Source organism: Streptomyces sp. NPDC046887, assembly GCF_040644755.1.
In the GTDB taxonomy this organism is placed as follows: domain Bacteria; phylum Actinomycetota; class Actinomycetes; order Streptomycetales; family Streptomycetaceae; genus Streptomyces; species Streptomyces lichenis.
The window spans coordinates 34,058-57,472 of record NZ_JBEYXH010000030.1 but is presented as its reverse complement, the minus strand read 5'-3'; the positions used below and the strand labels follow the sequence as shown (position 1 = coordinate 57,472).

General features: G+C 74.6%; 22 protein-coding genes. 10 read left to right on the top strand and 12 right to left on the bottom strand.

Annotation, left to right across the window (positions count from 1 at the left end; translation table 11 throughout):
- The 5 genes from ABZ945_RS24105 to ABZ945_RS24085 all read left to right on the top strand — a co-directional run bounded on the left by ABZ945_RS24105 (window position 1) and on the right by ABZ945_RS24085 (window position 6,220).
- Window positions 1-1,539, top strand: coding sequence for a S8 family serine peptidase (locus ABZ945_RS24105; protein ID WP_361273088.1), 1,539 nt, complete (start codon window positions 1-3; stop codon window positions 1,537-1,539).
- A 176-nt stretch (window positions 1,540-1,715) separates the two neighbouring features.
- Window positions 1,716-3,182 carry a CoA transferase gene (locus ABZ945_RS24100; protein WP_361273085.1) on the top strand — a complete coding sequence of 489 codons (1,467 nt, stop codon included), beginning with the start codon at window positions 1,716-1,718 and terminating at the stop codon, window positions 3,180-3,182.
- 204 nt (window positions 3,183-3,386) lie between these two features.
- A complete protein-coding gene (locus ABZ945_RS24095) occupies window positions 3,387-4,376 on the top strand; it encodes a DEDDh family exonuclease (protein ID WP_361273082.1) in 990 nt (329 codons plus the stop codon).
- A gap of 54 nt (window positions 4,377-4,430) precedes the next feature.
- Complete coding sequence (locus ABZ945_RS24090; protein WP_248634632.1) at window positions 4,431-4,667, top strand: hypothetical protein; 237 nt, start codon at window positions 4,431-4,433, stop codon at window positions 4,665-4,667.
- A gap of 707 nt (window positions 4,668-5,374) precedes the next feature.
- Window positions 5,375-6,220, top strand: coding sequence for an SURF1 family protein (locus ABZ945_RS24085; RefSeq protein WP_361273080.1), 846 nt, complete (start codon window positions 5,375-5,377; stop codon window positions 6,218-6,220).
- A gap of 63 nt (window positions 6,221-6,283) precedes the next feature.
- Here the strand turns inward: ABZ945_RS24085 and ABZ945_RS24080 are convergent, their stop codons facing one another.
- Window positions 6,284-7,717 carry an SPFH domain-containing protein gene (locus ABZ945_RS24080; protein ID WP_361273077.1) on the bottom strand — a complete coding sequence of 478 codons (1,434 nt, stop codon included), beginning with the start codon at window positions 7,715-7,717 and terminating at the stop codon, window positions 6,284-6,286.
- 147 nt (window positions 7,718-7,864) lie between these two features.
- Window positions 7,865-8,371: a hypothetical protein gene (locus ABZ945_RS24075; protein ID WP_361273074.1), complete on the bottom strand. Its 507-nt coding sequence runs from the start codon at window positions 8,369-8,371 to the stop codon at window positions 7,865-7,867.
- A gap of 281 nt (window positions 8,372-8,652) precedes the next feature.
- Between ABZ945_RS24075 and ABZ945_RS24070 the strand changes: the two genes are divergently transcribed.
- A complete protein-coding gene (locus ABZ945_RS24070; protein WP_361273071.1) occupies window positions 8,653-10,512 on the top strand; it encodes a glycoside hydrolase family 15 protein in 1,860 nt (619 codons plus the stop codon).
- A gap of 4 nt (window positions 10,513-10,516) precedes the next feature.
- Entirely contained in the window at window positions 10,517-11,281 is a 765-nt protein-coding gene (locus ABZ945_RS24065; RefSeq protein ID WP_361273068.1) for an SDR family oxidoreductase, read from the top strand.
- A gap of 485 nt (window positions 11,282-11,766) precedes the next feature.
- On the opposite strand, the gene amaP is transcribed toward ABZ945_RS24065, so the two are convergent.
- From amaP to ABZ945_RS24040, 5 genes are all read right to left on the bottom strand, one after another.
- A complete protein-coding gene (gene amaP, locus ABZ945_RS24060) occupies window positions 11,767-12,330 on the bottom strand; it encodes an alkaline shock response membrane anchor protein AmaP (RefSeq protein ID WP_361273066.1) in 564 nt (187 codons plus the stop codon).
- Between the two features lie 31 nt (window positions 12,331-12,361).
- Window positions 12,362-12,943 carry a DUF6286 domain-containing protein gene (locus ABZ945_RS24055; protein WP_361273063.1) on the bottom strand — a complete coding sequence of 194 codons (582 nt, stop codon included), beginning with the start codon at window positions 12,941-12,943 and terminating at the stop codon, window positions 12,362-12,364.
- An 86-nt stretch (window positions 12,944-13,029) separates the two neighbouring features.
- On the bottom strand, window positions 13,030-13,521 hold the full coding sequence (locus ABZ945_RS24050; protein WP_361273061.1) for an Asp23/Gls24 family envelope stress response protein: 492 nt from the start codon (window positions 13,519-13,521) through the stop codon (window positions 13,030-13,032).
- Between the two features lie 4 nt (window positions 13,522-13,525).
- The gene (locus tag ABZ945_RS24045; protein WP_105870093.1) at window positions 13,526-13,717 is read right to left on the bottom strand and encodes a hypothetical protein; all 192 of its coding nucleotides are present in this window, start codon (window positions 13,715-13,717) and stop codon (window positions 13,526-13,528) included.
- 126 nt (window positions 13,718-13,843) lie between these two features.
- On the bottom strand, window positions 13,844-14,347 hold the full coding sequence (locus tag ABZ945_RS24040; RefSeq protein ID WP_361273056.1) for an Asp23/Gls24 family envelope stress response protein: 504 nt from the start codon (window positions 14,345-14,347) through the stop codon (window positions 13,844-13,846).
- 223 nt (window positions 14,348-14,570) lie between these two features.
- Between ABZ945_RS24040 and ABZ945_RS24035 the strand changes: the two genes are divergently transcribed.
- Complete coding sequence (locus tag ABZ945_RS24035; protein ID WP_361273053.1) at window positions 14,571-15,356, top strand: hypothetical protein; 786 nt, start codon at window positions 14,571-14,573, stop codon at window positions 15,354-15,356.
- Between the two features lie 44 nt (window positions 15,357-15,400).
- Here the strand turns inward: ABZ945_RS24035 and ABZ945_RS24030 are convergent, their stop codons facing one another.
- The 3 genes from ABZ945_RS24030 to abc-f all read right to left on the bottom strand — a co-directional run bounded on the left by ABZ945_RS24030 (window position 15,401) and on the right by abc-f (window position 18,742).
- On the bottom strand, window positions 15,401-16,216 hold the full coding sequence (locus ABZ945_RS24030; protein ID WP_361273050.1) for an enoyl-CoA hydratase/isomerase family protein: 816 nt from the start codon (window positions 16,214-16,216) through the stop codon (window positions 15,401-15,403).
- A 245-nt stretch (window positions 16,217-16,461) separates the two neighbouring features.
- Window positions 16,462-16,686: a helix-turn-helix domain-containing protein gene (locus ABZ945_RS24025; RefSeq protein ID WP_248634645.1), complete on the bottom strand. Its 225-nt coding sequence runs from the start codon at window positions 16,684-16,686 to the stop codon at window positions 16,462-16,464.
- A gap of 457 nt (window positions 16,687-17,143) precedes the next feature.
- The gene (gene abc-f / locus ABZ945_RS24020) at window positions 17,144-18,742 is read right to left on the bottom strand and encodes a ribosomal protection-like ABC-F family protein (protein ID WP_361273047.1); all 1,599 of its coding nucleotides are present in this window, start codon (window positions 18,740-18,742) and stop codon (window positions 17,144-17,146) included.
- A gap of 236 nt (window positions 18,743-18,978) precedes the next feature.
- Between abc-f and ABZ945_RS24015 the strand changes: the two genes are divergently transcribed.
- On the top strand, window positions 18,979-19,869 hold the full coding sequence (locus tag ABZ945_RS24015; protein ID WP_361273169.1) for a neutral zinc metallopeptidase: 891 nt from the start codon (window positions 18,979-18,981) through the stop codon (window positions 19,867-19,869).
- Between the two features lie 132 nt (window positions 19,870-20,001).
- Complete coding sequence (locus ABZ945_RS24010) at window positions 20,002-20,403, top strand: VOC family protein (RefSeq protein WP_361273044.1); 402 nt, start codon at window positions 20,002-20,004, stop codon at window positions 20,401-20,403.
- 215 nt (window positions 20,404-20,618) lie between these two features.
- On the opposite strand, the gene ABZ945_RS24005 is transcribed toward ABZ945_RS24010, so the two are convergent.
- Window positions 20,619-21,986 (bottom strand): hypothetical protein, encoded by a 1,368-nt coding sequence (locus tag ABZ945_RS24005; RefSeq protein WP_361273041.1) that lies wholly within the window; start codon window positions 21,984-21,986, stop codon window positions 20,619-20,621.
- Window positions 21,987-22,224: 238 nt separating this feature from the next.
- The gene (locus ABZ945_RS24000) at window positions 22,225-23,355 is read right to left on the bottom strand and encodes an alpha/beta hydrolase (protein ID WP_361273038.1); all 1,131 of its coding nucleotides are present in this window, start codon (window positions 23,353-23,355) and stop codon (window positions 22,225-22,227) included.
- Window positions 23,356-23,415 lie beyond the last annotated feature (60 nt).

Genomic DNA, 23,415 nt, shown 5'->3' with positions numbered 1-23,415 from the left:
ATGGCTCATCTGGGAACCGGTCGCGGGCGCGTACTCGCGCTGCCCGCCGGTCTGGCCCTCACCGCCTCGCTCGGTCTGATGCCGGCGGCCGCCGCGGCCGTCCCGCAGACGGATGCGCCCGCCGTGGCGAGCGTCCGCACGGTCGGCCCGAAGCTGTCGTACGTGGTGAACGTCTCGGGCGGGAACGCGACCGCCAAGGCGGTGAAGAAGGCGATATCCCAGGCGGGCGGGGAGATCGTCACGTCCTACGACAAGATAGGCGTGATCGTCGTCCACTCGACGAACCCGGAGTTCGCCAAGACGATACGCACCGTGCGGGGTGTGAAGTCCGCGGGCGCCACCCGGACCGCGCCGCTGGCCGCCGCGAGCACCACCGACGTCCGCGCCGCCGAGCAGCCGCTGAGCGCCAAGGAGGCCCGCGAGGCCGCGGCAAAGGCGGAGGACGACGAGGACCCGTTCCAGCCGCTCCAGTGGGACCTGCCGGCCATCAAGGCCGACAAGGCGCACGAGAAGACCCTCGGCAGCAAGAAGGTGACCGTCGCGGTCATCGACACCGGTGTGGACGACACCCACCCGGACCTGGCGCCCAACTTCGACACCGCCGCCTCCGCGAACTGCGTGAGCGGCAAGGCGGACACCACGCCCGGCTCCTGGCGCCCGGCCGCCGGCGAGAGCGACCACGGCACCCATGTCGCGGGCACCATCGCCGCCGCCAAGAACGGTGTGGGCATCACCGGTGTCGCCCCCGGTGTGAAGGTCTCCGGCATCAAGGTCTCCACCCCGGACGGCTTCTTCTACACCGAGGCCGTGGTCTGCGGCTTCATGTGGGCCGCCGAGAACGGCGTCGAGATCACCAACAACAGCTACTACGTGGACCCGTGGCAGTTCACCTGCAAGAACGACCTGGACCAGGGCGCCCTGGTCGAGGCGCTCCAGCGGGCCACCTCGTACGCCTGGGACAAGGGCACCGTCAACGTCGCGGCGGCCGGCAACGCCCGCACCGACCTGGCGGCGGACGAGGTCACCGACACCACCAGCCCCAACGACACCACCCCGGTCGAGCGCAAGGTCGACCCGTCGGTCTGCCCGGACGTGCCGACCATGCTGGACGGTGTGATCACCGTGTCGGCGACCGGTGCCAAGGACCTCAAGTCCTCGTACTCCAACTACGGCCTGGGTGTGGTGGACATCGCCGCGCCGGGTGGTGACTCCACCGTCTACCAGCCGCCGCAGGCCCCGGCCACCAACGGCCTCATCCTCTCCACGCTGCCGGGCGGCAAGTACGGCTACAAGGCCGGTACGTCGATGGCCTCCCCGCATGTGGCCGGTGTGGCCGCGCTGATCAAGTCCACCCACCCGGGCGCCTCGGCGGACAAGGTGGAGCGGCTGCTCACCAGCCAGGCCGAGAGCACCGCCTGCCCGGAGCCGTACGACATCAACGGCGACGGCACGGTGGACGCGGTCTGCACCGGCGGTGTGGACGACAACAGCTTCTACGGCGCCGGTCTGACCAACGCGCTGAGGGCCGTCCGCAAGTAACGGGCCCGCGGGTCCCGTTCCCGTAGGTCATGGGGGGCTTCCCGGAGGTCGAGGACACCGGGAAGCTCCCTTCGCGTACGCCGGGAGGCCCCCTCCGTGTACGCCGGGAGGCCCCCGCTCGTATTCGCCGGGTGGCACCATTCCGCCGCCCGGCGCCGGGTGCCATCCTCAAGATCATGGAACCTCGGGAAGAAGCGGTCGGCATCGGCGGTGGTGCCGCGGGGGCATGGCGGGCGCTCGACGGCGAGCCCGCGCTCCTCGACCGTGTCACCTACCTCGCCGCCCTCGGTGGTGGCGGTCCGCTGCCCGCCCGGCTGCCGGTGCGGGAGCTGGCCCGCTCGGCGGTGGCGGTCTGCTCGCTGGCCGCCGCCGAGCTGGCCGCGATACGCGCCGGGCGGCGATCCGTCCCCCCGGTCTCGGTGGACGACGGGGCGGTGGCCGCCGCCTTCGTCAGCGACCGGCTGGTCCGGCTGGACGGCCGGGCCTGGGACACCTTCGCCCCGCTCTCCCGGTTCTGGCGCGCTTCGGACGGCCTTGTCCGCACCCACGCCAACTACCCGCACCACCGCGCCCGGCTGCTTGCCGCCCTCGGGCTGCCGGACGGCGGCGACGGGCTCCCCGCCCTGGTGGCGCAGGCGGTCGCCGCCCGGACCGCCGAGGAGGTGGAGGAGGCGGTGTACGCGGCCGGGGGCCTCGCCGTGGCGGTACGGTCCCCCGACCGCTGGGTGGCCGGCGAGCAGGGCGCCCTCCTCGCCGGGCAGCCGCTGCTGACGAGGGAGCGCACCGGCGGGTCCCTCCCGCTCCCGGCCGCCGCCGACCCGCTCGCCCAGCCGTGCGCGGGCCTGCGGGTGCTGGATCTGACCCGGGTGCTGGCCGGGCCGGTCGCCACCCGGACGCTGGCGCTGCTCGGCGCGGAGGTGCTGCGGATCGATGCCCCCTTCCTGCCGGAGAGTCAGGAGGCGCACAACGACACCGGGCTCGGCAAGCGGTCGGCCCTGCTCGACCTGGGCCGGGCGGCCGACCGCCGGACCTTCGCAGACCTCCTCGGGCAGGCGGACGTGGTGGTGACCGGGTACCGCCCCGGCGCCCTCGACCGGTTCGGGCTCGGCGCCCGGAAGCTGGCCGCCGCCCGCCCCGGGCTGGTGGTCGCGGAACTGTCCGCCTGGGGCCGCCAGGGGCCCTGGCGGGGACGGCGCGGCTTCGACAGCCTGGTCCAAGCCGCCACGGGCATCGCCGAGCTGGAGGGCTCCCCGGCCGCCCCTGGCGCCCTTCCGGCACAGGCGCTGGACCACGGTACGGGCTACCTGCTGGCCGCCGCCGTGCTCCGCTCGCTGACCGAGCGGCACCAGGACGGCGGCGGTGCCCTCGCCCGGCTGACCCTCGCCCGCACCGCGCACTGGCTGCTCCGCGAACTGCGCCCGGAGCACCCCCCGGCGGCGGGGCCGTCCGGGAGAGGGGCTGCCCGGGAAGCGGACGACCGGGGTGGGGGCGAGCCCGGGCGGTGGATGCGGGAAAGGGTCGGGCCTCTCGGTCTGCTGGGCTATGTGCGCTCACCGGTGTCCTACCAGGGCGGCCCGGTGGACTGGGCCCGTCCGTCGGGGCGATGGGGAGCGGACCCGGCGCGGTGGACGGACCACGGATGACGACGGCCAGCGGCGGCGGCCGACGCCCTGACGATCCATCACGCCCGCCACCACACCCACCACCCCACCCGCCGGCACCCCCGGCACCACACTCCCGTACCGCAATGAAACGGACATTCCACTCGGTCAATCCGCCCATGCCGTACGGGTGTCCGGGCCGCCCGCCGACCGCGTTGTCGGTGGCGGGCTCTATTCTCGGGAACCATGCTCGACGATCCGACGACAGCAGGCATCTGGCCCTCCGCCTACCCGCAGGGGTACGCGGTGGTCGACGTGGAGACCACCGGGCTCGCCCGCGACGACCGGATAGTGTCGGCTGCCGTCTACCGGCTGGACGCCCGGGGCGAGGTGGAGGACCACTGGTACACCCTGGTCAACCCCGAGCGCGACCCGGGCCCGGTGTGGATCCACGGACTGACCAGCGAGGTGCTGGAGGGCGCTCCGCTCTTCGCGGAGATCGCGGCCGAGTTCTCGGCGCGGCTCGACGGGCGGGTGCTCGTCGCGCACAATGCGGTCTTCGACTGGTCGATGATCGCGCGCGAGTACGCCCGGGCGGAGCGCACCGCTCCGGTCCGCCAGCGGCTGTGCACCATCGCGCTCTCCAAGGAGCTGGGCCTGCCGCTGCCCAACTTCCGCCTGGAGGCGCTGGCAAGCCACTTCGGCGTCGTGCAGCAGCGCGCGCACCATGCCCTGGACGACGCCCGGGTGCTGGCGGAGGCGTTCCGGCCGAGCCTGCACGCGGCCGCCGCCGGGGGTGTGCGGCTCCCGCTGCTGGAGTGCCTGCCGCTGACCGAGTGGGCCTCCGGCCCCGCCACCCCGCGGGTCGGCCGGCAGGCCTCGTACCGCCCGGGCGGCTGGCGCCCCACCAAGAAGCGGACGCCCTGCCCGTATCCGAACCCTGGCCGCTACGAGGTCGGCGGGGCGCTGGTGCAGGGGATGCGGGTGGCCTTCTCCGGTGACACCTCGGTGGAGCGGGAGCTGCTGGAGGACCGCGCGGTCGAGGCCGGGTTGCACATCGCCACCAGTGTTTCCCGGCTCACCAGTGTGCTGGTCACCAACGACCCGGACTCGGCCACCTCCAAGACGGTCAAGGCGAAGGCGTACGGGACCCCGGTGATCGACGAGGCGGCCTTCACCCAGCTGCTGCGGGACGTTGCCCCGGCCCCCGGCGGGAGCGCGGCGGCAGACGGGTGACGGACCGGGCGTTGCTCCCCGGCGGGCAGGGTGCCGCGCCGCACCCTGTGGCGCATGGCACGTTGTGAGGTCTGCGGAAACGACTACGGCATGTCCTTCGAGGTGCACGCGCAGGGCGCGGTGCACGTTTTCGACTGCTTCGCCTGCGCCATCCACCGCATGGCGCCGATCTGCGAGCACTGCCGGGTCCAGATCATCGGGCAGGGCGTCGAGGTGGAGGGGCACTGGTTCTGCGGAGCGCACTGCGCCCGCGCGGAGAGGGGGGCGGTCGGCATCGTCGACAAGGTCTGAACGACGCGGTGTCGGGCGCGCCCCGAAGCCGGCCGGCATCACCGCCCGGGCCCACCTCCGCCGAATCGTCGCCGGGGGCGGGCCCGGGCGGCCGCCTGACCCCGCCCCGAACCATCGGCGCGGGGTCCGGCCCCGGGCCCGTAGGGCAAGGTCGGCTAGGCCGTTTCGTTCGGATCTCTGGTCGCAGGATGGGGTGTCCACGTGCACAGGGGGCCGACCGTGGGAGCCGAGTCGGGATCCGTCTGTTGAGTCGGCCCATCACATGGCCTTCTTCTCCTCGGTGACCATCACGGCCACCGATTCCGGTAGATCGGGATCAGCCCGACCCGTAAACCGTTGTCGGCCCGGACCGTAGGCCGAGGTCAGCCGGACCGTCGGCGCGGGGCGGCCGGGAGCGCTGGCCGGGGCCGGGCCTGAGTCGTCCGCCAATCACGGCCTGGGCCCGTAGACCGAGGTAAGCCGGGGTCGTCGGCCGAGCTCGCCCCGGGCCGTCAGCCGGGTGCGGGCCGGACCACCGGGCGGCGGCGTGCGGAACGGACCACCGGGCGGCCGGCTCCGGGCCCGGACCATCGGGTGGCCCCAGTCGGTTCGCCGGGCGACCGGGGCCCCACCCGGGGCGGGCTCCCGGCTCGCGCCTCCCCCGCTTCGGGCGGGCGGTCCGGGACCCCGGGCCTGGCGGGCCGGGGCCCGAGTTGTACGGTCATGGGGTGTACCGCTTCCTGTTGTCCCGGCAGTGGGTGATCCTCACCCTGCTGGCCCTCGTGCTCATGCCCGTGATGGTCGAGCTGGGCTTCTGGCAGTACCACCGGCACGAGCACCGGGTCGAGCAGAACCGGCTGATCGAGGACAACCTGCGGGCGGAGCCGGTACCGGTGACGGAGCTGACCTCCCCGGGCCACACCGTGCCCCGTTCGGACTACTGGCGCCGCACCAGCGTGACCGGCACCTTCGACGCGAAGCACGAGGTGGTGGTGCGCCGCCGCACCTCGGCCGACGAGCGGATCGGTGTGCTGGTGCTCACCCCGCTGGTGCTCCCCGACGGCCGCGCGGTGCTGGTGAACCGCGGCTGGGTCCCCGCCGCCCCCGACCAGATGACCTACCCCGATGTGCCGCCCGCGCCCAAGGGCCGCGTCACGATCACCGGTCGGCTCAAGGCGGACGAGACGACCGGGGCCAGCGGGATCAAGGACCTCAAGGGCCTGCCACCCCGCCAGGTGATGCTGATCGACAGCGAGCAGGCGGCGAAGACCCTGGGGCGGCCGGTGCTCGGCGGCTATGTGGAGCAGACCGCTCCGACGCCCGCCGACGGCCGGCCCGAGCAGATCCCCGAGCCCGACCACGACTCCATCGGCCCCCATATGGCGTACGCGGTGCAGTGGTGGCTGTTCGTCGCCGCCGTGCCGGTGGGCTGGGTGGTGCTGGTCCGGCGTGAGCGCCGCGACCGGCTGGCCGCCGCCGCGGCCGAAGCGACGGCGGCGGAAGCCGAGGGCGCGGGGGGCGCGGACGGCGAGCGTCCGGAGGCGGTGGCGGGGGCCCCGGGCACCGCCTCCTGACCCCTGCCCCCTGACCCGGGCCCCTCCGGACACGCCTGGCCGAGGGCCTCGGCTCCGTCGGCGTCAGCCGACCTGCTCGGCCCTGCCGCCGGACGGGGCGGACTGCTCCGGCACGGGCGCCGTGCCGAGGCTGCGGGCGGTGAGCCCCTTCAGCAGGTCCGCCAGATCGAGACCGGTGGCGGAGTTCAGCAGCTCCATGCCCTGGGCCACGTTGTCCGTGACGGTCCGGGTCAGCTTGGTGGCGCCGTCGGTGGAGATGACCGTCATCTTGTCCACGGCGCTCAGCGGTTCGGCCGCCTTGCCGACGACCTGCGGCAGCACCTCGACCAGCATCTGGAGCACCGCCGCGTCTCCGTACTGGGCGAACGCGTCGGCCTTCTTCCGCATCGCCTCCGCCTCGGCCGAACCCTTCGCGGCGATGGCCGCGGCCTCGGCCTCACCTTCGATCCGCACCGCGTCGGCCAGCGCGGCCCGGTGGGCCTTCTCGCCCTCACCGGTCAGCCGGGCCCGCTGGGCGTCCGCCTCGGCCTCCTTGACCTGGGCGATCCGACGGGCCTCGGCCTCCTGCTCGGCCTGGTAGCGGGCGGCGTCGGCGGGCTTGCGCACCTTGGTGTCCAGCTCCCGGTCGGTGAGCGCGGCCTGCCGCTCGGCGACCTTCTCCTGCTGGCTGAGGATCTCCTGCTGCCGGTCGGCCTCGGCGAGCGGCCCGGCGGCCGCGGCCTTCGCGGCCGCCTCGTCGGTCTCGGCCTTGATCTCGGCCTGCTTGAGCGCGAACGTCCGCTGGGCGATCGCGATCTCCTCCTCGGCCTTCAGCCGGGCCTGCTCCGACGCCCGGCGGGCGACGGCCTCGGCGATGTCGGCCTCCTGGCGGGCGCGGGCGGCCTCGGGCCGGCCGAGGTCCTCCAGATAGGAGCCCTCGGTGGTGATGTCCTGGATCTGGAAGGCGTCCAGCACCAGGCCCTGCCCCGACAGGCTGGCCTCGGCCTCCTCGGCGACCTGCCCGGCGAAGGCCGCCCGGTCGCGGATGATGTCCTCCACCGACATCCGGCCCACGATGGACCGCAGCGCGCCCGAGAGCACTTCCTGGGTGAAGCCGACGATGCCGTTCTGCTGCATCAGGAACCGCTGGGCGGCCGCCCGGATCGAGTCCTCGCCGCCGCCCACCTTGACGATGGCGACACCTTCGAGGTTGGCCTTGACCCCGCGCAGGGTCACCGCACCGCGCACGGCGACGGGGATGTGCCGGGAGGAGAGGTCCAGGGTGAACCGCTGCTGGACGAAGGGGACGACGAAGACCCCTCCGCCGACCACGACCTTCTGGCCGCTGTTGTCGGTGAAGACCCGCCCCGTCTCCGGGTCGGTGGACTTCTTGCCGCGGCGGCCGGTGATGATGAACGCCTCGCTGGGACCGGCGACCTTGTAGCGCGTGATCACGACGAGGCCGAGCAGCACCAGGAGTACGACGACTCCCACCACTGCGATGGCGACCGGACTCATAGGGCGTCTCCCTCCTGCCGTCCCGAGGAGGCAGATCGTTGGGGCTGATATGCGGAAAGGAATGAAGGAAGGGGGCGTACGGAGGAGAAAGGCGGGAGGAGGTGGGAGGGCCGGAGGACGACGGCGGCAGCGGGAGGAAACGACCCGTCAGCGTTCCACCGGGCGGACCAGGACCGCGCTCGGCGACAGCGCCTGCTCGACCCACACCTCCGCGCCGCGCCCGACCGGGCCGGCCGATCGGGCGGCGAACTTCACCGGCTGGCCGGCCACCCGCAGCAGCACCTCGCCGTACCCCTCGCCGGGGATGGCGGTGACCACGGTCCCGGTGGTGCCGATGAGGTCGTCGCCGCGCGGAGCGCCCGTACCCCCGTCGTTCATCAGGGCCCGGCTGACCCGCCAGGTGAGCCACCCGGCGCCGGATCCGGCCACGGCTCCGACCGCGGTGGCGGGGCCCGCGCCCAGCCCGGTGGTGCCGAGCACGATCGCCCCGGTGAAGCCGAGCATCGAGACGAACCCGGCGATCACCGGCAGGGAGAGCCAGCCGTCCAGCAGGCCGCCCACCCCGTCGAAGACGCCCTCCAGCACTCCGTCGAGCACCAGCGAGGCGACGAGCAGCACGATCCCGGCGATGCCCAGCCCGAGGAATACCCCCATGTCCCCCGCCCCCTTCGTACGGACCCCGGTACGGGACGTACCGGCGTACCGGCCCTGCGCACCGCCCCGGAAGGCTTCCCGGGGCCGGACCCATGATCCCACCCGCGCTCGGGCCCTGTCATTGCCGTATCCCGGCAGTTTCGGCGGGCCGCGGCTGCCCGCCGGACCCACCCTCCCCGCACCGCGGCTTCCGGGCGGCCGGACATGGTCCCTCGGCCGGGCGGGGGCGACCGCCACGGCGGCGGGCTTAGCCGTCGTACCAGGTGGGAAGACGCCTGAGCGTGACGCAACGTATCGAGGACTACGCCCTCATCGGCGATCTGCAGACCGCCGCGCTGGTGGGCATGGACGGCTCCATCGACTGGCTGTGCCTGCCGCGGTTCGACTCGGCGGCCTGTTTCGCCGCGCTGCTGGGCACGGAGGACAACGGGCACTGGCGGCTCGCCCCCCAGGGCGCCGGGCGGTGCACCTCGCGCGGCTACCGGGGCGAGTCCCTGGTACTGGAGACGGTCTGGGAGACCCGTACCGGCACCGTGAAGGTCGTCGACTTCATGCCGCAGCGCGACCAGGCCCCGGACGTGGTGCGGATCGTCGAGGGCGTCAGCGGCACGGTGGAGATGTCCTCGGTGCTCCGGCTGCGCTTCGACTACGGCAACATCGTGCCCTGGGTGCGCCGGGTGGACGGGCACCGGGTGGCGGTCGCGGGCCCCGACTCGATATGGCTCCGCAGCGAGCCGGAGGTACGCACCTGGGGCCAGCAGTTCAGCACCTGCTCGGCGTTCGAGGTGTCGGAGGGCGAGCGGGTGGCGTTCGTGCTGACCTGGCACCCCTCGCACGAGGTGCGCCCCTCGCAGATCGACCCGTTCGAGGCGCTGGAGCACACCCTGGAGGACTGGGCCGAGTGGGCGGGGCGCTGCACCTACCAGGGGCCGTACCGGGAGGCGGTGCTCCGCTCCCTGATCACCCTGAAGGCGATGACCTACGCCCCCACCGGCGGGATCGTGGCCGCGGTGACCACCTCGCTGCCCGAGGAGCTGGGCGGTGTACGGAACTGGGACTACCGCTTCTGCTGGCTGCGGGACTCCACGCTCACGCTCGGCGCGCTGATCGCCGCCGGCTATCTGGACGAGGCCGCCGAGTGGCGCGACTGGCTGCTGCGGGCGGTGGCGGGCGACCCGGCGGACCTGCAGATCATGTACGGGCTGGCGGGCGAACGGCGGCTGCCGGAGGCGGAGCTGCCCTGGCTGCGCGGGTACGCGGGCTCCACCCCGGTCCGTACCGGGAACGCCGCCGTGGAGCAGTTGCAGATCGATGTCTACGGGGAGGTCATCGACTCGCTGTGGCTGGCGAAGGAGGCCGGGCTGCCGGCGCAGCGGCACGCCTGGAACCTCCAGCTGAGCCTGCTGGGCTTCCTGGAGTCGACCTGGCGCCAGCCGGACGAGGGGCTGTGGGAGGTACGCGGGCCGCGCCGGCACTTCGTGCACTCCAAGGTGATGGCCTGGGTGGCCGCGGACCGGGCGGTGCGGACCATGGAGGACGACCCCTCACTGCCCGGTGACGTCAACCGCTGGCGCCGGATGCGCGACGAGGTGCACCGGGACGTGTGCGAGAACGGGTACGACCCGGTCCGCAACACCTTCACCCAGTCGTACGGCTCCAAGGAGCTGGACGCGGCGGTCCTGCTGATGCTGCGCTTCGGCTTCCTGCCGCCGGACGACCCGCGGGCGATCGGCACGGTGGACGCGATCCGCGAGGAGCTGGGCCACAACGGCTTCATCCACCGGTACAGCACCGAGGGGGCGGCCGTGGACGGGCTGCCCGGTGAGGAGGGGACGTTCCTGGTCTGCTCGTTCTGGATGGCGGACGCGCTGCTGATGACCGGGCGGGTGGAGGAGGCCCGGGAGCTGTTCGAGCGGCTGCTGGCGCTGCGCAACGACGTCGGACTGCTGGCGGAGGAGTACGACGCCTCGGCCGGCCGCCAGCTCGGCAACTACCCGCAGGCGTTCAGCCATATCGGGCTGGTGAACACCGCCCTCGCGCTGGAACGGGAGAACGTCGATGCCCCGGCCGCCCCGGCCGCCCCGGCCGGCACTGTGGCCGAGGCCCCCGACGGGGCGGGGACGGCGGACACGGCAGGATAGGCGCATGGATCTGGGACTGAAGGACCGGGTGTACGTGGTGACCGGCGCCTCGCGCGGACTGGGCCACGCCTCCGCGCGGGCGCTGGCGGCCGAGGGTGCGAAGGTCGTCCTCTCCGCACGGGACGAGAAGGCGGTCGCCGCGGCGGCCGAGGGGCTGGGGCCGAACGCGGTGGGCGTGGCCCTGGACAACGCCGACCCCGATGCGGCCGAACGGTTGATCGGGACGGCGAGGGAGCGGTTCGGCCGGTTCGACGGCACCCTGGTCAGCGTGGGCGGCCCGGCGCCCGGTTCGGCGCTGGGCAACACCGACGAGCAGTGGCGGGCCGCCTTCGAGTCGGTCTTCCTGGGCGCGGTCCGGCTGGCCCGCGCCTCGGCGGCCGCGCTGGCCGAGACGGGTGACGGCGGGGCGATCGGCCTGGTGCTCTCCGGCTCGGTGTACGAGCCGCTCCCGGGGCTGACCATCTCCAACGGGCTGCGGCCCGGGCTGGCCGGTTTCGCCGCCTCGCTGGCGGACGAGGTCGGGCCGCGCGGGGTACGGGTGGTCGGGCTGCTCCCCGGCCGGATCGACACCGACCGGGTCCGCGAGCTGGACGCCCTCGGCGGCGACCCGGCGGCCTCCCGCGCCGCCGCCGAGCAGCGCGTTCCGCTGGGCCGCTACGGCACCCCGGAGGAGTTCGGCACGGCGGCCGCGTTCCTGCTCTCCCCGGCGGCCTCGTACATCACCGGGGTGATGGTCCCGATCGACGGCGGCAGCCGGGCCGGCTTCTGAGGGGCCCCGGCGGGCGGGGCGGGGACCGGGTTCTACGTTCGCGGGGGAGGTCGGGGCCTGACGGTGCCCCGGGGGGGCGAGGCCCGAGGCCGGGTTCTGGCATTTCGCGACGCCTGGGCCGGTGCCGTGGCCCGGTACGAACGACTCCAGGCTGGAGTCCCGGTCCGGGGGCAAGAACTGAAACCCGGCCCGGGCGGGCGACCGGGGCTCATGACAGCGACCCGCTCCAGGACAGGGCGGCCACCCGCTCCCGGACAAGGCGCCAATCCTCACCCGGGCAGCGCGCCGACCGACCCCGGCAGGACGCCGGACGTCACCTCCCGGGGTGCCGGGCCGGGCGCGTCGCCCCCGGGAGTGCCGCGGCCGAGCGCCCCGGGGTGAAGGACGGGCACCGGCTGCCTTCGGGATGCCGGACCAGGCGCCGGGGCCTCCCGGGTGACGGGACGGGTCCCGGCGGGCGGGGCTTTGGCTGGAGGTGGCCGGCGTCAGCTGACGCGGCCGGAGGGGTGGCGGGCGGCGCGTAGGCGGGCTTCGGTCGGCAGGGCGGGCAGGTCGGCCGACTCCCGGGCGTGGCGCAGGGCGCCGTCCGCCAGCCGGGTCAGGGCCTCACCGGGTGCCGCGTACGGCTCCATCAGCAGCGAGACCCGGGCGGCCGGTGCGGCACGGCGGCCGGTCAGCCGGACCCGGGCCCGGGAGACCCCGTCCATGGCCTCGGCCTCGGCGGCCACCGCGTCCTCCAGGGCGCGCCCGCGCAGCACGGCGCCCTCGCCGTCGCCGGTGTCGACCAGCACCTCCGCCAGCCTCGGCCGGCGCAGTTGGGCGAGCAGCCAGATCAGGGCGAGCACCATGAGGGCGGCCGAGCCGGCGACGGCCGCCGCCCAGGGCACCCGGTCCCGTGCGGCGTCACTCAGCAGCACGGAGTCCGGGCCGTGCCAGGGCCACCAGGACGGCACGTCCAGCCCCAGCGCGGCGGCGAGCAGCACGCCGCCCGCGCCGAGCAGCACCAGTCCGAGCAGGCCCACCAGGGCCCGGTTCGCTCCCCGCAGCATCCCTGCCACCTCTCTGCTCCCGTCTCGCCCGTCACCGCTGGCGCGGTGGGCGTACGACATGCACCGCCAGCGCCGGAGGCCGGGCCAGGCCCAGCTCCCGTACCCCGGCGGCCAGTGCCGCCTCCACGTCGCCGCGCACCTCGGGCAGTTCGCGGAAGTGGGCGACGGCCCGGACCGCGGCCTTGTGGCGCTTGGCCCGTACCCGTACCGAACGCACTCCGGGAACCGCCATCGCCCGGTCGTGCAGCACCCGCTCCACCACGTCCCGGCCGAGGCCGGCGCGCAGGCCGTTGGGCCCGGGCCGCATCGTCAGCACCGCCCGCAGCCCGGGGGTAAGGGCGAGGGCCAGCAGCCATACGCCGAGCGCCACCGCCACCGCCGCGGCGACGACCGTCCACACGTTGTCCAGGGGGCGGGTGGCCAGGTCCTCGGTCAGTACCCGCCGCCACCGCATGCCCGGGCGTCCGGCGCGCACCGACGCCAGGTCGTACAGCAGCAGACCCGACCCGCCGAGCAGTACCAGCGCGAGCAGCGTGGCGGGCACCCGGCGTACCGACCAGAAGCGTCCGGGGTGGCGGGAGGCCGGGGCTTCGGCGGCCGGCGTCTCATCCATACCCGACGTGTCCGTTCCTTCGGCCCCGGTCTTCGTCATCGCTACCGGCCGGGTGGGTGCCGGGTCCGGGTCCGGTTCGGCCGCGTTCATCGGACCCTCCCGCCGCTCACGCTCTTGTCCGAGGTCTGCGCCGAGTGCAGCCGTTCCACATGCACCGCGACCTCCTGTACGGCCAGTCCGGCCAGGGTCTCCACCCGCCGGGTCACCTGCCGGCGCACCGCGGCGCACCGGGCGCCCAGGTCGCAGGGGTAGCCCAGCTCCAGGCTGACGTGCACCCGGGCGCTGTCCCGGTGCACGACCACCGTGGTCCGGGGCGGCCCGGCACCGGGCGGCAGGCCGCCACCCTGCTCGGCCCGGTCAGCCGTCCCGGCAGCGGGCCCGGAGGCGGTGCCGAGCGCCTCCCGCGCGGCCCGGGCGGCGATCTTCGCCACCACCCGGTCGGCGATACTGGTCGCCCCGCGTTCGGCGGCCCTGACCCGGCCGCCCCCCGCTCCTCCGCCCAGCCCGGAACCGTCGTCCGCCTCTCCGCCTTCCGCCGTACGCCGGGCGCCGGGCGGGGAGGCCGTCGCCCCCGCCATCCCGTCACCGCCGCCGGTCGTCGCGGTCGCGGCTCCGGAAGAACTCGCCCGGTTCCAGGTCGCCCTCCAGGAACCGGCCCGCCACGAAGCCGATCGCGCCCAGAGCGGCGACCAGCACGAACGCGCCGAATCCGCCGAAGTAGCCGGCGAAGCCCAGCGCCATACCGGCCAGCAGGCCGACCACCGCCATGTTCATGCGTCCGTTCCTCTCGCACGCTGCCCACACTGCCCGTACTTGACCGCACCGGCCTCAGCGGCCGTACGGTCCCCGCCCGCGCCCGCCGCCGGGTCCTCGCCGCCTCGGCGATCGCCCGGCCGGGCGCTATCGGATCCGGGTCTCCTGCTCCTCGTCCTCGTCCTCCTCGTCCGGCAGCTTCACATCGCTGACGGCGATGTTGACCTCGACGACCTCCAGCCCGGTCATTCGCTCCACGGCCGAGACGACGTTCTCCCGGACGGCGCCGGCGACATCGGAGATGGAGACGCCGTAATCGACGACGATCTCCAGGTCGAGGGCGGTCTGCACCTCGCCGACCTCGGCCTTGACTCCCCGGGACACGCTGGACTTGCCCGGGACCCGGTCGCGGACGGCGCCGAAGGTGCGGGACAGCCCGCCGCCCATGGCGTGCACGCCGACGACGTCGCGGGCCGCCATGCCGGCGATCTTCTCGACCACGCCGTCCGCGATGGTGGTACGGCCCCGGGTGGCCGGGTCGCCGCTGCGGCGCCCGCCGGGCGCCCTTCTGGTCTCCTCGGCCGCCGGCTCCCTGACCCGGGACGCCCTCTCGGACTGGGCCGCCTGCGCGGACTGCGACGTGTCGGTCATCAGCGTCCATCCCTTCCACTCCACGTCACGCCGGAAGCCGATCCGATCCCGATCCCGATCCCGATCCCGATCTTGACCCTGATCTTGATCTCGATCTCGATCCTGATCTTGATCTCGATCCTGATCCCGGCGGAGTCTGGTGCTCCTTGAGTCGAATGCCCTCTTTTGACCACATTACGAGTGGTTCGCGTGTCGCGCGTCGGGGATGCGGCAGGGTGGAGGAATGAGTACGGGAGTGGGCAGGGAGACGGCCGAGGGCGACGCGGGCGGGGACGCCGGTGTGGGGAGCGAACAGGGGCGCCCGGGCGGCGGTGGCTGGACCGCCTCGGTCCGGGGCGCGCTCGCCCCGGGGCTGCTGCTGCCGCTGGGCGATCTCGCGGACGGGGCGTGGATCGCCGAGCGGGCGGCCGCGGAGGTGCTGAGCGAGGCGATGGGCCGGGCGGCGCCGGAGGCCGCGCCGGGCAGAGTGCGGGTGCGCTCGGCAGCGGGCTCGCCCGCGGCGGAGCCCGAAGCGCCGAAACCCGAAGCGCCGGAACCGCCCGGTGCGCTGCCGCGGGGGCCGCTGCGGGTGGAGGCGGACTTCGCGGCGGTGGCCGGGACGGTGCTCCCCGAGGTGGCGGAGCGGCTGCGCACCGCGCTGTTCGCGGCGGCGGACGAGTTGCTGGGGCTGCGGGTGGACGCGGTGGACCTGCGGGCGACCGCACTGCTGGACGCCCTGCCGGAGCACCCGTCCGCCGAGGCCGAGGGCGCGCCCGGGTCGGAGACCGGGGCGGCCGGGGCGGAGGTGGGTTCACCCGAGGCGGTGGCGGCGGCCGTTCCCGGTGTCGCACGGCTGACCGGCACCTTCGGCCGTCCGGTTCACCGGACGGCCGATCAGCTGCGGGTGGAGCTGGCCACCGCCGCGGGCCGCCGGGCGCTGGATGTCGCCCGGGCGGTGCGCGGTGCTCTACGGGCCGCGACGGCGGAGGACGGACCGCCGGTGGTCGTGGTGGTCACCGGCACGCACTGAGGGCGACCGGCCCCCTCCGGCAGGGCGGGCAGGACCGGCAGGGCTCAGTCGGTGAGGCCGGCGAGGTCGCGCAGCCGGCGGGCCTGGGCGGCGCGCTCGGCGGTGCGCTGCTCCTCGTAGGTACGGGCCTGGGCGCCCCGCAGCAGGGCCTTGGTCTCCACGACCGCGTCCCGGGGGGCCGCCAGCAGCGCGGCGGTGAGGTCCCGTACCGCACCGTCGAGTTCGCCGGTGGGCACCACGATGTTGGCCAGCCCGATGCGCTCGGCCTCCTCGGCGTGGACGAACCGGCCGGTGGCGCAGATCTCCAGCGCGCGGGCGTAGCCGACGGCGGCGACCAGCGGATGCGTGCCGGTCAGATCGGGTACGAGTCCGAGGCTGGTCTCGCGCATGGCGAACTGCACGTCCTGCGCGGCGACCCGGAGGTCGCAGGCGAGGGCGAGCTGGAAGCCGGCACCGATGGCATGGCCCTGGACCGCGGCGATGGAGACGATGTCGTTCCGGCGCCACCAGGTGAACGCCTCCTGGTACTCGGTGATGACCGCGTCCAGCTCGGCGTCCGAGCCGCGCGCCAGGTCCAGGAAGGACGGCTCGCCGTCGAAGCCCTCAGGGGTGAAGGCCTGCCGGTCGAGTCCGGCGGAGAAGGACTTGCCCTCACCGCGCAGCACGACGACCCGGACGCTGCCGGGCAGCGAGCGCCCGGCCTCCACCAGCGCCCGCCACAGGGCGGGCGACTGCGCGTTGCGCTTGGCCGGGTTGGCCAGCGTCACCGTGGCGACGGAAGTCTCCACGGTGAGCCGTACGCCGTCCTTCTCGAACACGTCGGCGGGGGCGGGCACATCGGCAGGGGCGGGCGAGGTCATGGCTCCTCCGGATCCTGTGCGGTGGCCGTGGCACGGCCGTGCGTCACGGCAGCGCGCGACGGCCGACCGGCCGCACAGGACGGTCGGCCGTCACACAAGTGACTGCACAGTAACCACCCGGTCGGCGGCGCCGCGGACCGGGTGGACCGGTGACCACGACAGCGCCGTCCGGCGCGCGCACCCGGAGGACCTCCCTCCGCGGGCCCGGAGGCTCGTGGAGGGGGACGGCCTCACGATGCGGAGCGTCAGTCCGTCGAAGCGGCCTTCTTGCCCCGGGTCGCTCCGCCGCGTCCCCGCAGTGTGACTCCGGACTCGCTCAGCATCCGGTGCACGAACCCGTACGAACGGCCGGTTTCCTCGGCCAACGCACGGATGCTCGCACCGGAGTCGTACTTCTTCTTCAGGTCTGCCGCGAGCTTGTCGCGCGCGGCGCCGGTCACCCGGCTGCCCTTCTTCAGAGTCTCGGCCACCCGTGCCTCCTCATGGGAAGTGCGCTCTGGTCTTCTCATGATCACCCCTACCGGCGCTCCTGGCCACCCATTCGACAAGGTCCGTACGGCACGGAGCCGGGTCCGGACGGCCCGAGGAGGCGGCCCCGGCCGCTCCGGAATCGAGAGCGGGGGAAGAAACAGCAGGTCAGAGCGGCGTGATGCAGGCCACATCGGGGGCGGAGCGGAATCCGGGATTCAGTCGCCGCCACGCCGGAGTACCAGACGCGCTCACTCAGATGATGGATCACGCCTAGGCCGAATGATCCATACCGGGGGTGGCCGGAGGGTGGCCGAACGTGTCCGGCGCGGCCGCCGGGCGCGAACCACTGGCGGCCGCGCCGGGCATCGGGCGGGCGGGAAACCGTCGGCGGTCCCGCTCGGGTATCGGACGGGCGCGAACCACGGCCACCGCGCCGGACACCGGACGGGCGTGATGTCAGGCGAGGGCGACCAGGTCGGCGTAGTCGGCGCCCCACAGGTCCTCGACACCGTCGGGGAGGAGGATGATCCGCTCCGGCTGGAGCGCGTCCACCGCGCCCTCGTCGTGGGTGACCAGGACGACGGCGCCCTGGTAGGTGCGCAGCGCGCCGAGGATCTCCTCGCGGCTGGCCGGGTCGAGGTTGTTGGTGGGCTCGTCCAGCAGCAGCACATTGGCCGAGGAGACGACCAGGGTGGCCAGCGCCAACCGGGTCTTCTCACCGCCGGACAGCACGCCCGCCGGCTTGTCCACGTCGTCGCCGGAGAACAGGAACGAGCCGAGCGTCTTGCGGACCTCGACCAGATCGAGGTCGGGCGCGGCGGAGCGCATGTTCTCCAGGACGGTGCGGTCCGGGTCGAGGGTCTCGTGCTCCTGCGCGTAGTAGCCCATCTTGAGGCCGTGACCGGGGGTGACCTCGCCGGTGTCGGGCTTCTCCACCCCGGCGAGCAGCCGCAGCAGGGTGGTCTTTCCGGCACCGTTGAGGCCCAGGATGACGACCCGGGAGCCCTTGTCGATGGCCAGGTCGACGTCGGTGAAGATCTCCAGCGAGCCGTAGGACTTGGAAAGCCCCTCGGCGGTCAGCGGGGTCTTGCCGCAGGGCGCGGGCTCCGGGAAGCGGAGCTTGGCGACCTTGTCGGACTGGCGGATGTCCTCCAGACCGGACAGCAGCCGCTCGGCGCGGCGGGCCATGTTCTGCGCGGCGACCGTCTTGGTGGCCTTGGCGCGCATCTTGTCGGCTTGGGAGTTGAGCGCGGCGGCCTTCTTCTCGGCGTTGGCGCGCTCGCGCTTGCGGCGCTTCTCGTCGGCCTCGCGCTGCTGCTGGTAGAGCTTCCAGCCCATGTTGTAGACGTCGATCCGGGAGCGGTTGGCGTCCAGGTAGAACACCTTGTTGACGACCGTCTCGACCAGGTCGACATCGTGGGAGATGACGATGAAGCCGCCGCGGTAGCTCTTGAGGTAGTCGCGGAGCCAGACGATGGAGTCGGCGTCGAGGTGGTTGGTCGGCTCGTCCAGCAACAGGGTGTCGGCGTCCGAGAAGAGGATGCGGGCCAGCTCGACCCGGCGGCGCTGGCCGCCGGAGAGGGTGTGCAGCGGCTGGCCGAGCACCCGGTCGGGCAGCCCGAGGGCGGCGGCGATGGTGGCGGCCTCGGCCTCGGCGGCGTACCCGCCCTTGGTCAGGAACTCGGTCTCCTGCCGCTCGTACTGGCGCAGCGCCTTGTCGCGGGTGGCGCCGGTGCCGTTGGCGATGCGGTCCTCGTTGGCGCGCATCTTCTTCAGCAGCACGTCCAGGCCGCGGGCGGACAGGACGCGGTCGCGGGCGAGCGTGTCGAGGTCGCCGGTGCGCGGGTCCTGCGGGAGGTAGCCGACCTCGCCGGAGCGGCTGATCGTGCCGCCGGCGGGCTGGCCCTCGCCGGCCAGGCACTTGGTGAGGGTGGTCTTGCCCGCTCCGTTGCGGCCGACCAGGCCGATGCGGTCGCCCTTGGCGACTCGGAAGGAAGCGGACTCGATGAGGACGCGGGCACCGGCGCGCAGCTCGATACCGGAAGCGGTGATCACGGACAGACTCCAGGGCGGCGGAAGGGGCGGAACGGCGGAAGGACGGCTCGGCGGGGCTTCGACGCCGCTCTAATGCGCAAGGAGAATGGCCATACGGGCCAGTCTAACGGGCGCCTGCAACTGCTTTTCGGCCATGCTCGCGGGAGGAGACCGCCGGCCCCGGCGGCAGGGTCCGGGGTGTGCCGGCGGCAGCCGGCCGCTTCGGGTCGGCGGCGGAGGAGGGCGGTGGGCCGGCCGTGCGGTTCGACGATGACGCGGACCTGGACACCTCCGAAGTGTCGGATGTGCGGGGCAGCCGGGTGCCCGGCGGCCGGGCGACGGTGGGCGGCGGGATCGTGGGGGTGATCGCGCTGCTGCTAGGGCTGTTCTTCGGGGTGGGGCCGGAGGAGCTGGGGCTGACCGAGGAGGGCCCCGATCCGGCGGCGAGTTCCACGGCGGCGGAGGGGGTGGCGGCCGCCTGCCGCCGGGGCTCGGACGCCAACACCCGGGAGGACTGCCGGATCGTGGGGGTGGTCAACAGCGTGCAGGACTACTGGCGGGCGGAGTACGCGCGGCGCGGCGGCCGGTACGAGACGGCGCGGACGGTGCTGTTCAGCGAGCGGGTGGGCACGGCCTGCGGGACGGCGACTTCGGCGGTGGGCCCGTTCTACTGCCCGGGGGACGCCCGGGTCTATCTCGACCTGGACTTCTTCGGTGAGCTGCAGTCCCGGTTCGGGGCGCGGGGCGGGCCGTTCGCGCAGGCGTATGTGGTGGCGCACGAGTACGGCCACCATGTGCAGGACCTGATGGGCACGCTGCGGCGGGCGCAGGACGGGCGGCAGGGCGCGGGGAGCAACGCGGTACGGGTGGAGCTCCAGGCCGACTGCTACGCGGGGGTGTGGGCGCGGCACGCGACCACGGCGCCGGACGAGCGGACCGGGCGGCCGGTGCTGTCCGGGCTGGCCGAGGAGGACGTACGGGACGGGCTGGACGCGGCCGCGGCGGTGGGCGACGACCGGATCCAGGAGCGGGCGCAGGGGCGGGTGACCCCGGAGAGCTGGACGCACGGCTCGGCGGCGCAGCGGCAGCAGTGGTTCGCCACCGGCTACCGGACCGGCGACATGGCGCGGTGCGACACCTTCCGGTGACCCTGCGGGCCCTGGCCGGCCGGCGCCCGGGAGGCGTTGTCAGTGGGGGGTGCCAGACTGGGAGTCGTTGGTGATCCAGGTCACAGCACCCTGGTGGGGAGGGGTGCGGTGTGAGGGTGAGGAGTGGTCGGTATGGCGGATGCGGCGACGATCAGCCCGACGCTGCTGTACGAGGACGCGCGGGCGGCGATCCGGCTGCTGGTGGACGGCTTCGGCTTCCGGGAGCTCGCGGTGTACGAGGGTGAGGACGGCTCGGTGGTCCACGCCGAGCTGGCGATGGGCGGCAGCGTGGTGATGCTAGGCAGCAAGGGCCGGGGCGGGGTGTTCGGCGAGGCGATGGCGGGCGCGGGGCCGGCCGGGGTGTACGTGGTGGTGGCGGACGCCGACGCCCACCACCGGCGGGCCGCGGAGTACGGGGTGGAGATCCTGATGCCGCCCACCGACCAGGACTACGGCTCCCGCGACTACATGGCACGGGACGCGGAGGGCAATGTGTGGAGCTTCGGCACCTACGCGCCGGAGATACCCGGGTAGGTCGGGGGCCGGGGCGGGGCAGCGCCCGGGTGGGCCCGGGAGACCGGGGCCGGACCGGGGACGGGCGATAGCCGGGTGGGACCGGGACCGGACCGGGGACTGGCGTTAGCCGGCCGGACCGGGGACTGGGCGTTGGCCGGGTGGGGCCGGGACCGGGGGCGGGGCGGGTGGCCCTTTCCCCGGTCCGGGATCCTCCCCGGGGCGTGCCGGGTGGGTCAGGAGCCGCCGGTGTGGACCTGGAAGGCGGCGCGGCGGACGGCCTTGGCGAGGGCCGGGTCGGGGTGCGCGGCGGCGAGCGCCACCAGGACCTGCACCGTCCTGGGGTGCCCGACCGCGCGGACCTCGTCCAGCAGGGCCGGCACGGTGCCCTGGACGGCGGACTCCAGGTGCCGCACCAGCAGGCTGGTCTCGCCGTGGTCGGCGACGGCCGCCGCGGTGTCCACCCAGAGCCAGGTGGACTCCTCCCGGGTCAGCGTCTCGGCGGCCTCCTCGGGGTCGGCTCCCTCGTACTCGGCGAGCCAGAGCAGCGCGTAGGGGCGCAGCGAGACCTCCTCGGCGGCCGCGCGGACGTCGGCCTCCGCGGGCGCGCCGACGACCCGCAGCGCCTCGAAGGCGAGGCCGCGCAGCAGGGCGTCCTCGCCGCGGGCGGCGGTGAGCAGCTCGGTGACGGCGCCGCGGACCGGGCGGGCGGCGAGCCAGGCGCGGTACTCGGCCCGGGCCGGGCCGGGGGTGAGCCGGGCGCAGCCGCGCAGCATGTCCTCGGCGGGCTGCTCGATATGGCCGGCCGGGCTCTGGGCGGCGACGCAGATCTGCTCCAGCTTGACCCAGACCGCCCAGTTGCCGAGCGGGGTCAGGGTGGCCTGGCGCTCGCCGGAGAGCAGGTCGCCGAGGGTCAGCGCGCCGACCTCGGCGAGCCGTTCCAGCGCCCAGTCCAGCAGCAGGGCGAGGGAGTCGGGGCCGGGCGGCGGGGCGGGCACGGGCCCCTCGGGGACCTCGCAGCGCTCCTCGCGCAGTTCGGCGACGCGCTGCTCCAGCAGATCGAACAGCACCGGCACGGCCACCGGGCCGGCGGACAACTGGAGGAGGGAGAGGACCTGGGGCAGGGCTTCCACGACCTCGGCGACGGCGGCCGGGGCGGTGCCGTCGGGCGCGGGCCGCACCAGCGACCAGGCGTCGAAGAGGGCGACCCAGCCGCGCAGCACGGCGGAGTCGTCGCGGTCCCAGGCGCGCAGCCGCCAACCGGGGCGGGCGGTGTCGCCGTGGAGCTCGACCAGCCCGGCGAGGCGGGCGCGGTCCCAGCCGGCGCGCACCTGGTCGGTCGTCAGGCCCAGCGCGGCGGCCGCGCGTTCCGTGGCCGTGACGGCGGTGACGGTGGCGGGGCCGGGACCGGAGCCGGGGCCGGTGAGGGCGCCGGTGGTGTCCTGGCCCGCCGAGCGGCCGCGGCCGCGGTCGCGTTCGACGGCGGCCCAGCGGGCGATGCGTACGGCGTCGTGCAGGACGGCCCGGGCCTGCCGGGCCAGTTCGGCGGGTGCGGGAGTGCCCTCCGGCGGCCGGGGCACCGGCCGGGTGCGCCGGGTGGTCACGGCCCGCCGGGCCGTGGTCAGGGGCCGCGGACGTACGAGTCGGAGTCTGGAGTTGCGCGCCAGTTGCTCATCAGGCTTTCGAGACGTCACAGGGGCAGTCTTCCCGCTGACGCCCCGAAAGCCCAAACGCGCCGCGATCGGGCGGCCACGGGGAGCCGCCGGGGCGCGGAAAGGGGGCGGGGAAGAGGGGCGTTTTCGGACGGGAGGGTGAAGAGAGGGGTGTTTCGGACGGGAGGGTTCACACCAGCGAGACCAGGAAGCGGCGGAGGTTCTCCTCGTAGCGGGCGGGGTCGGCGTTCCACATGGCGGCGTGCGGGGCGTCCCGGACGGTGTGCAGGGTGACCAGGTCGGGGCGGCGGGCGGCCAGGTCGCGGGAGAAGCTCCAGGGCGCGACGCGGTCGGCGGGGCCGTGGAACACCAGGGTCGGGACGCTCAGCCCGTCCGGGGCGGCGGCCTCGGCGAGCCGGTCGCCGTGCACCCCGGTGGTGCCCTTGGCGGCCCGTACGGCGAGCGGCAGCAGGGCGGCGGGGACGCGGCGGGCGCCGGCCAGGGCGCGCAGGGTGGTCTCCCAGTCCAGCACCGGGGAGTCCAGCACCAGTCCGCCGATGACCTCGCGCAGCTCGGAGCGGTCGGCGGCATGCAGGGCCATGGCGGCGCCGGTGGACCAGCCGTGCAGGATGACGCGTTCGGCGCCGGAGGCCATGGCGTGGCGGATCGCGGCGTCCAGGTCGCGCCACTCGGAGTCGCCGAGGTGGCCGAGGCCGCCGCGCGGGCGGGGCGCTCCGGGGTCGCCGCGGTAGGCGGGGGCGAGCACCGGCAGCCGCATCCGCTGCCAGAAGTCCATCAGGTTCATGGTGTGCGCGCGGGTGGTGCCGAGCCCGTGCACGGCGATCACCCAGGTGGAGCGGAGGGCGGGCACCTGCCAGGCGGGCAGGGGGCCCAGCTCGCCGGGGACGGTCTCGTCCCGGTGCTCCAGGCCGAGCGCCGAGGTGGGGTCGCCGGTGTGCAGCTGGGGGGTGATCCGGACCCGGGCGCCGGTGTCCAGGGTGCCGCCGGTGACGCGTTCCAGGCGCCGGACCACGGTGTCGGCGGAGTGCTCCACATCATCGAGGACGGGGCCGACCACGGCATGGACGCCACCGGGCCCGGCCAGCCCCCAGGTGCCGGGGCGCAGCGAGGTCAGATCGCGGGTGAGGCTGATCTGGCCGGCCGCGGTGGCGTGCACGGTGAGCCGGGACTCGCCGGGCAGGGGCCGGTCGGAGGGCACCTTCAGTGCGACGCCGCCGGCGTAGCGGCCGGCCGCGACGGCGGCCGCGCCGGCACCGACCAGGGTGGTGACGGCCGCGGCCGTCACGGTTGCGGGGCGCATCAGACCAGTGTCGGCGCGGCCGCCGCGGGCTGCCAGTGGACGGGCACCGCCAGGGGTGTG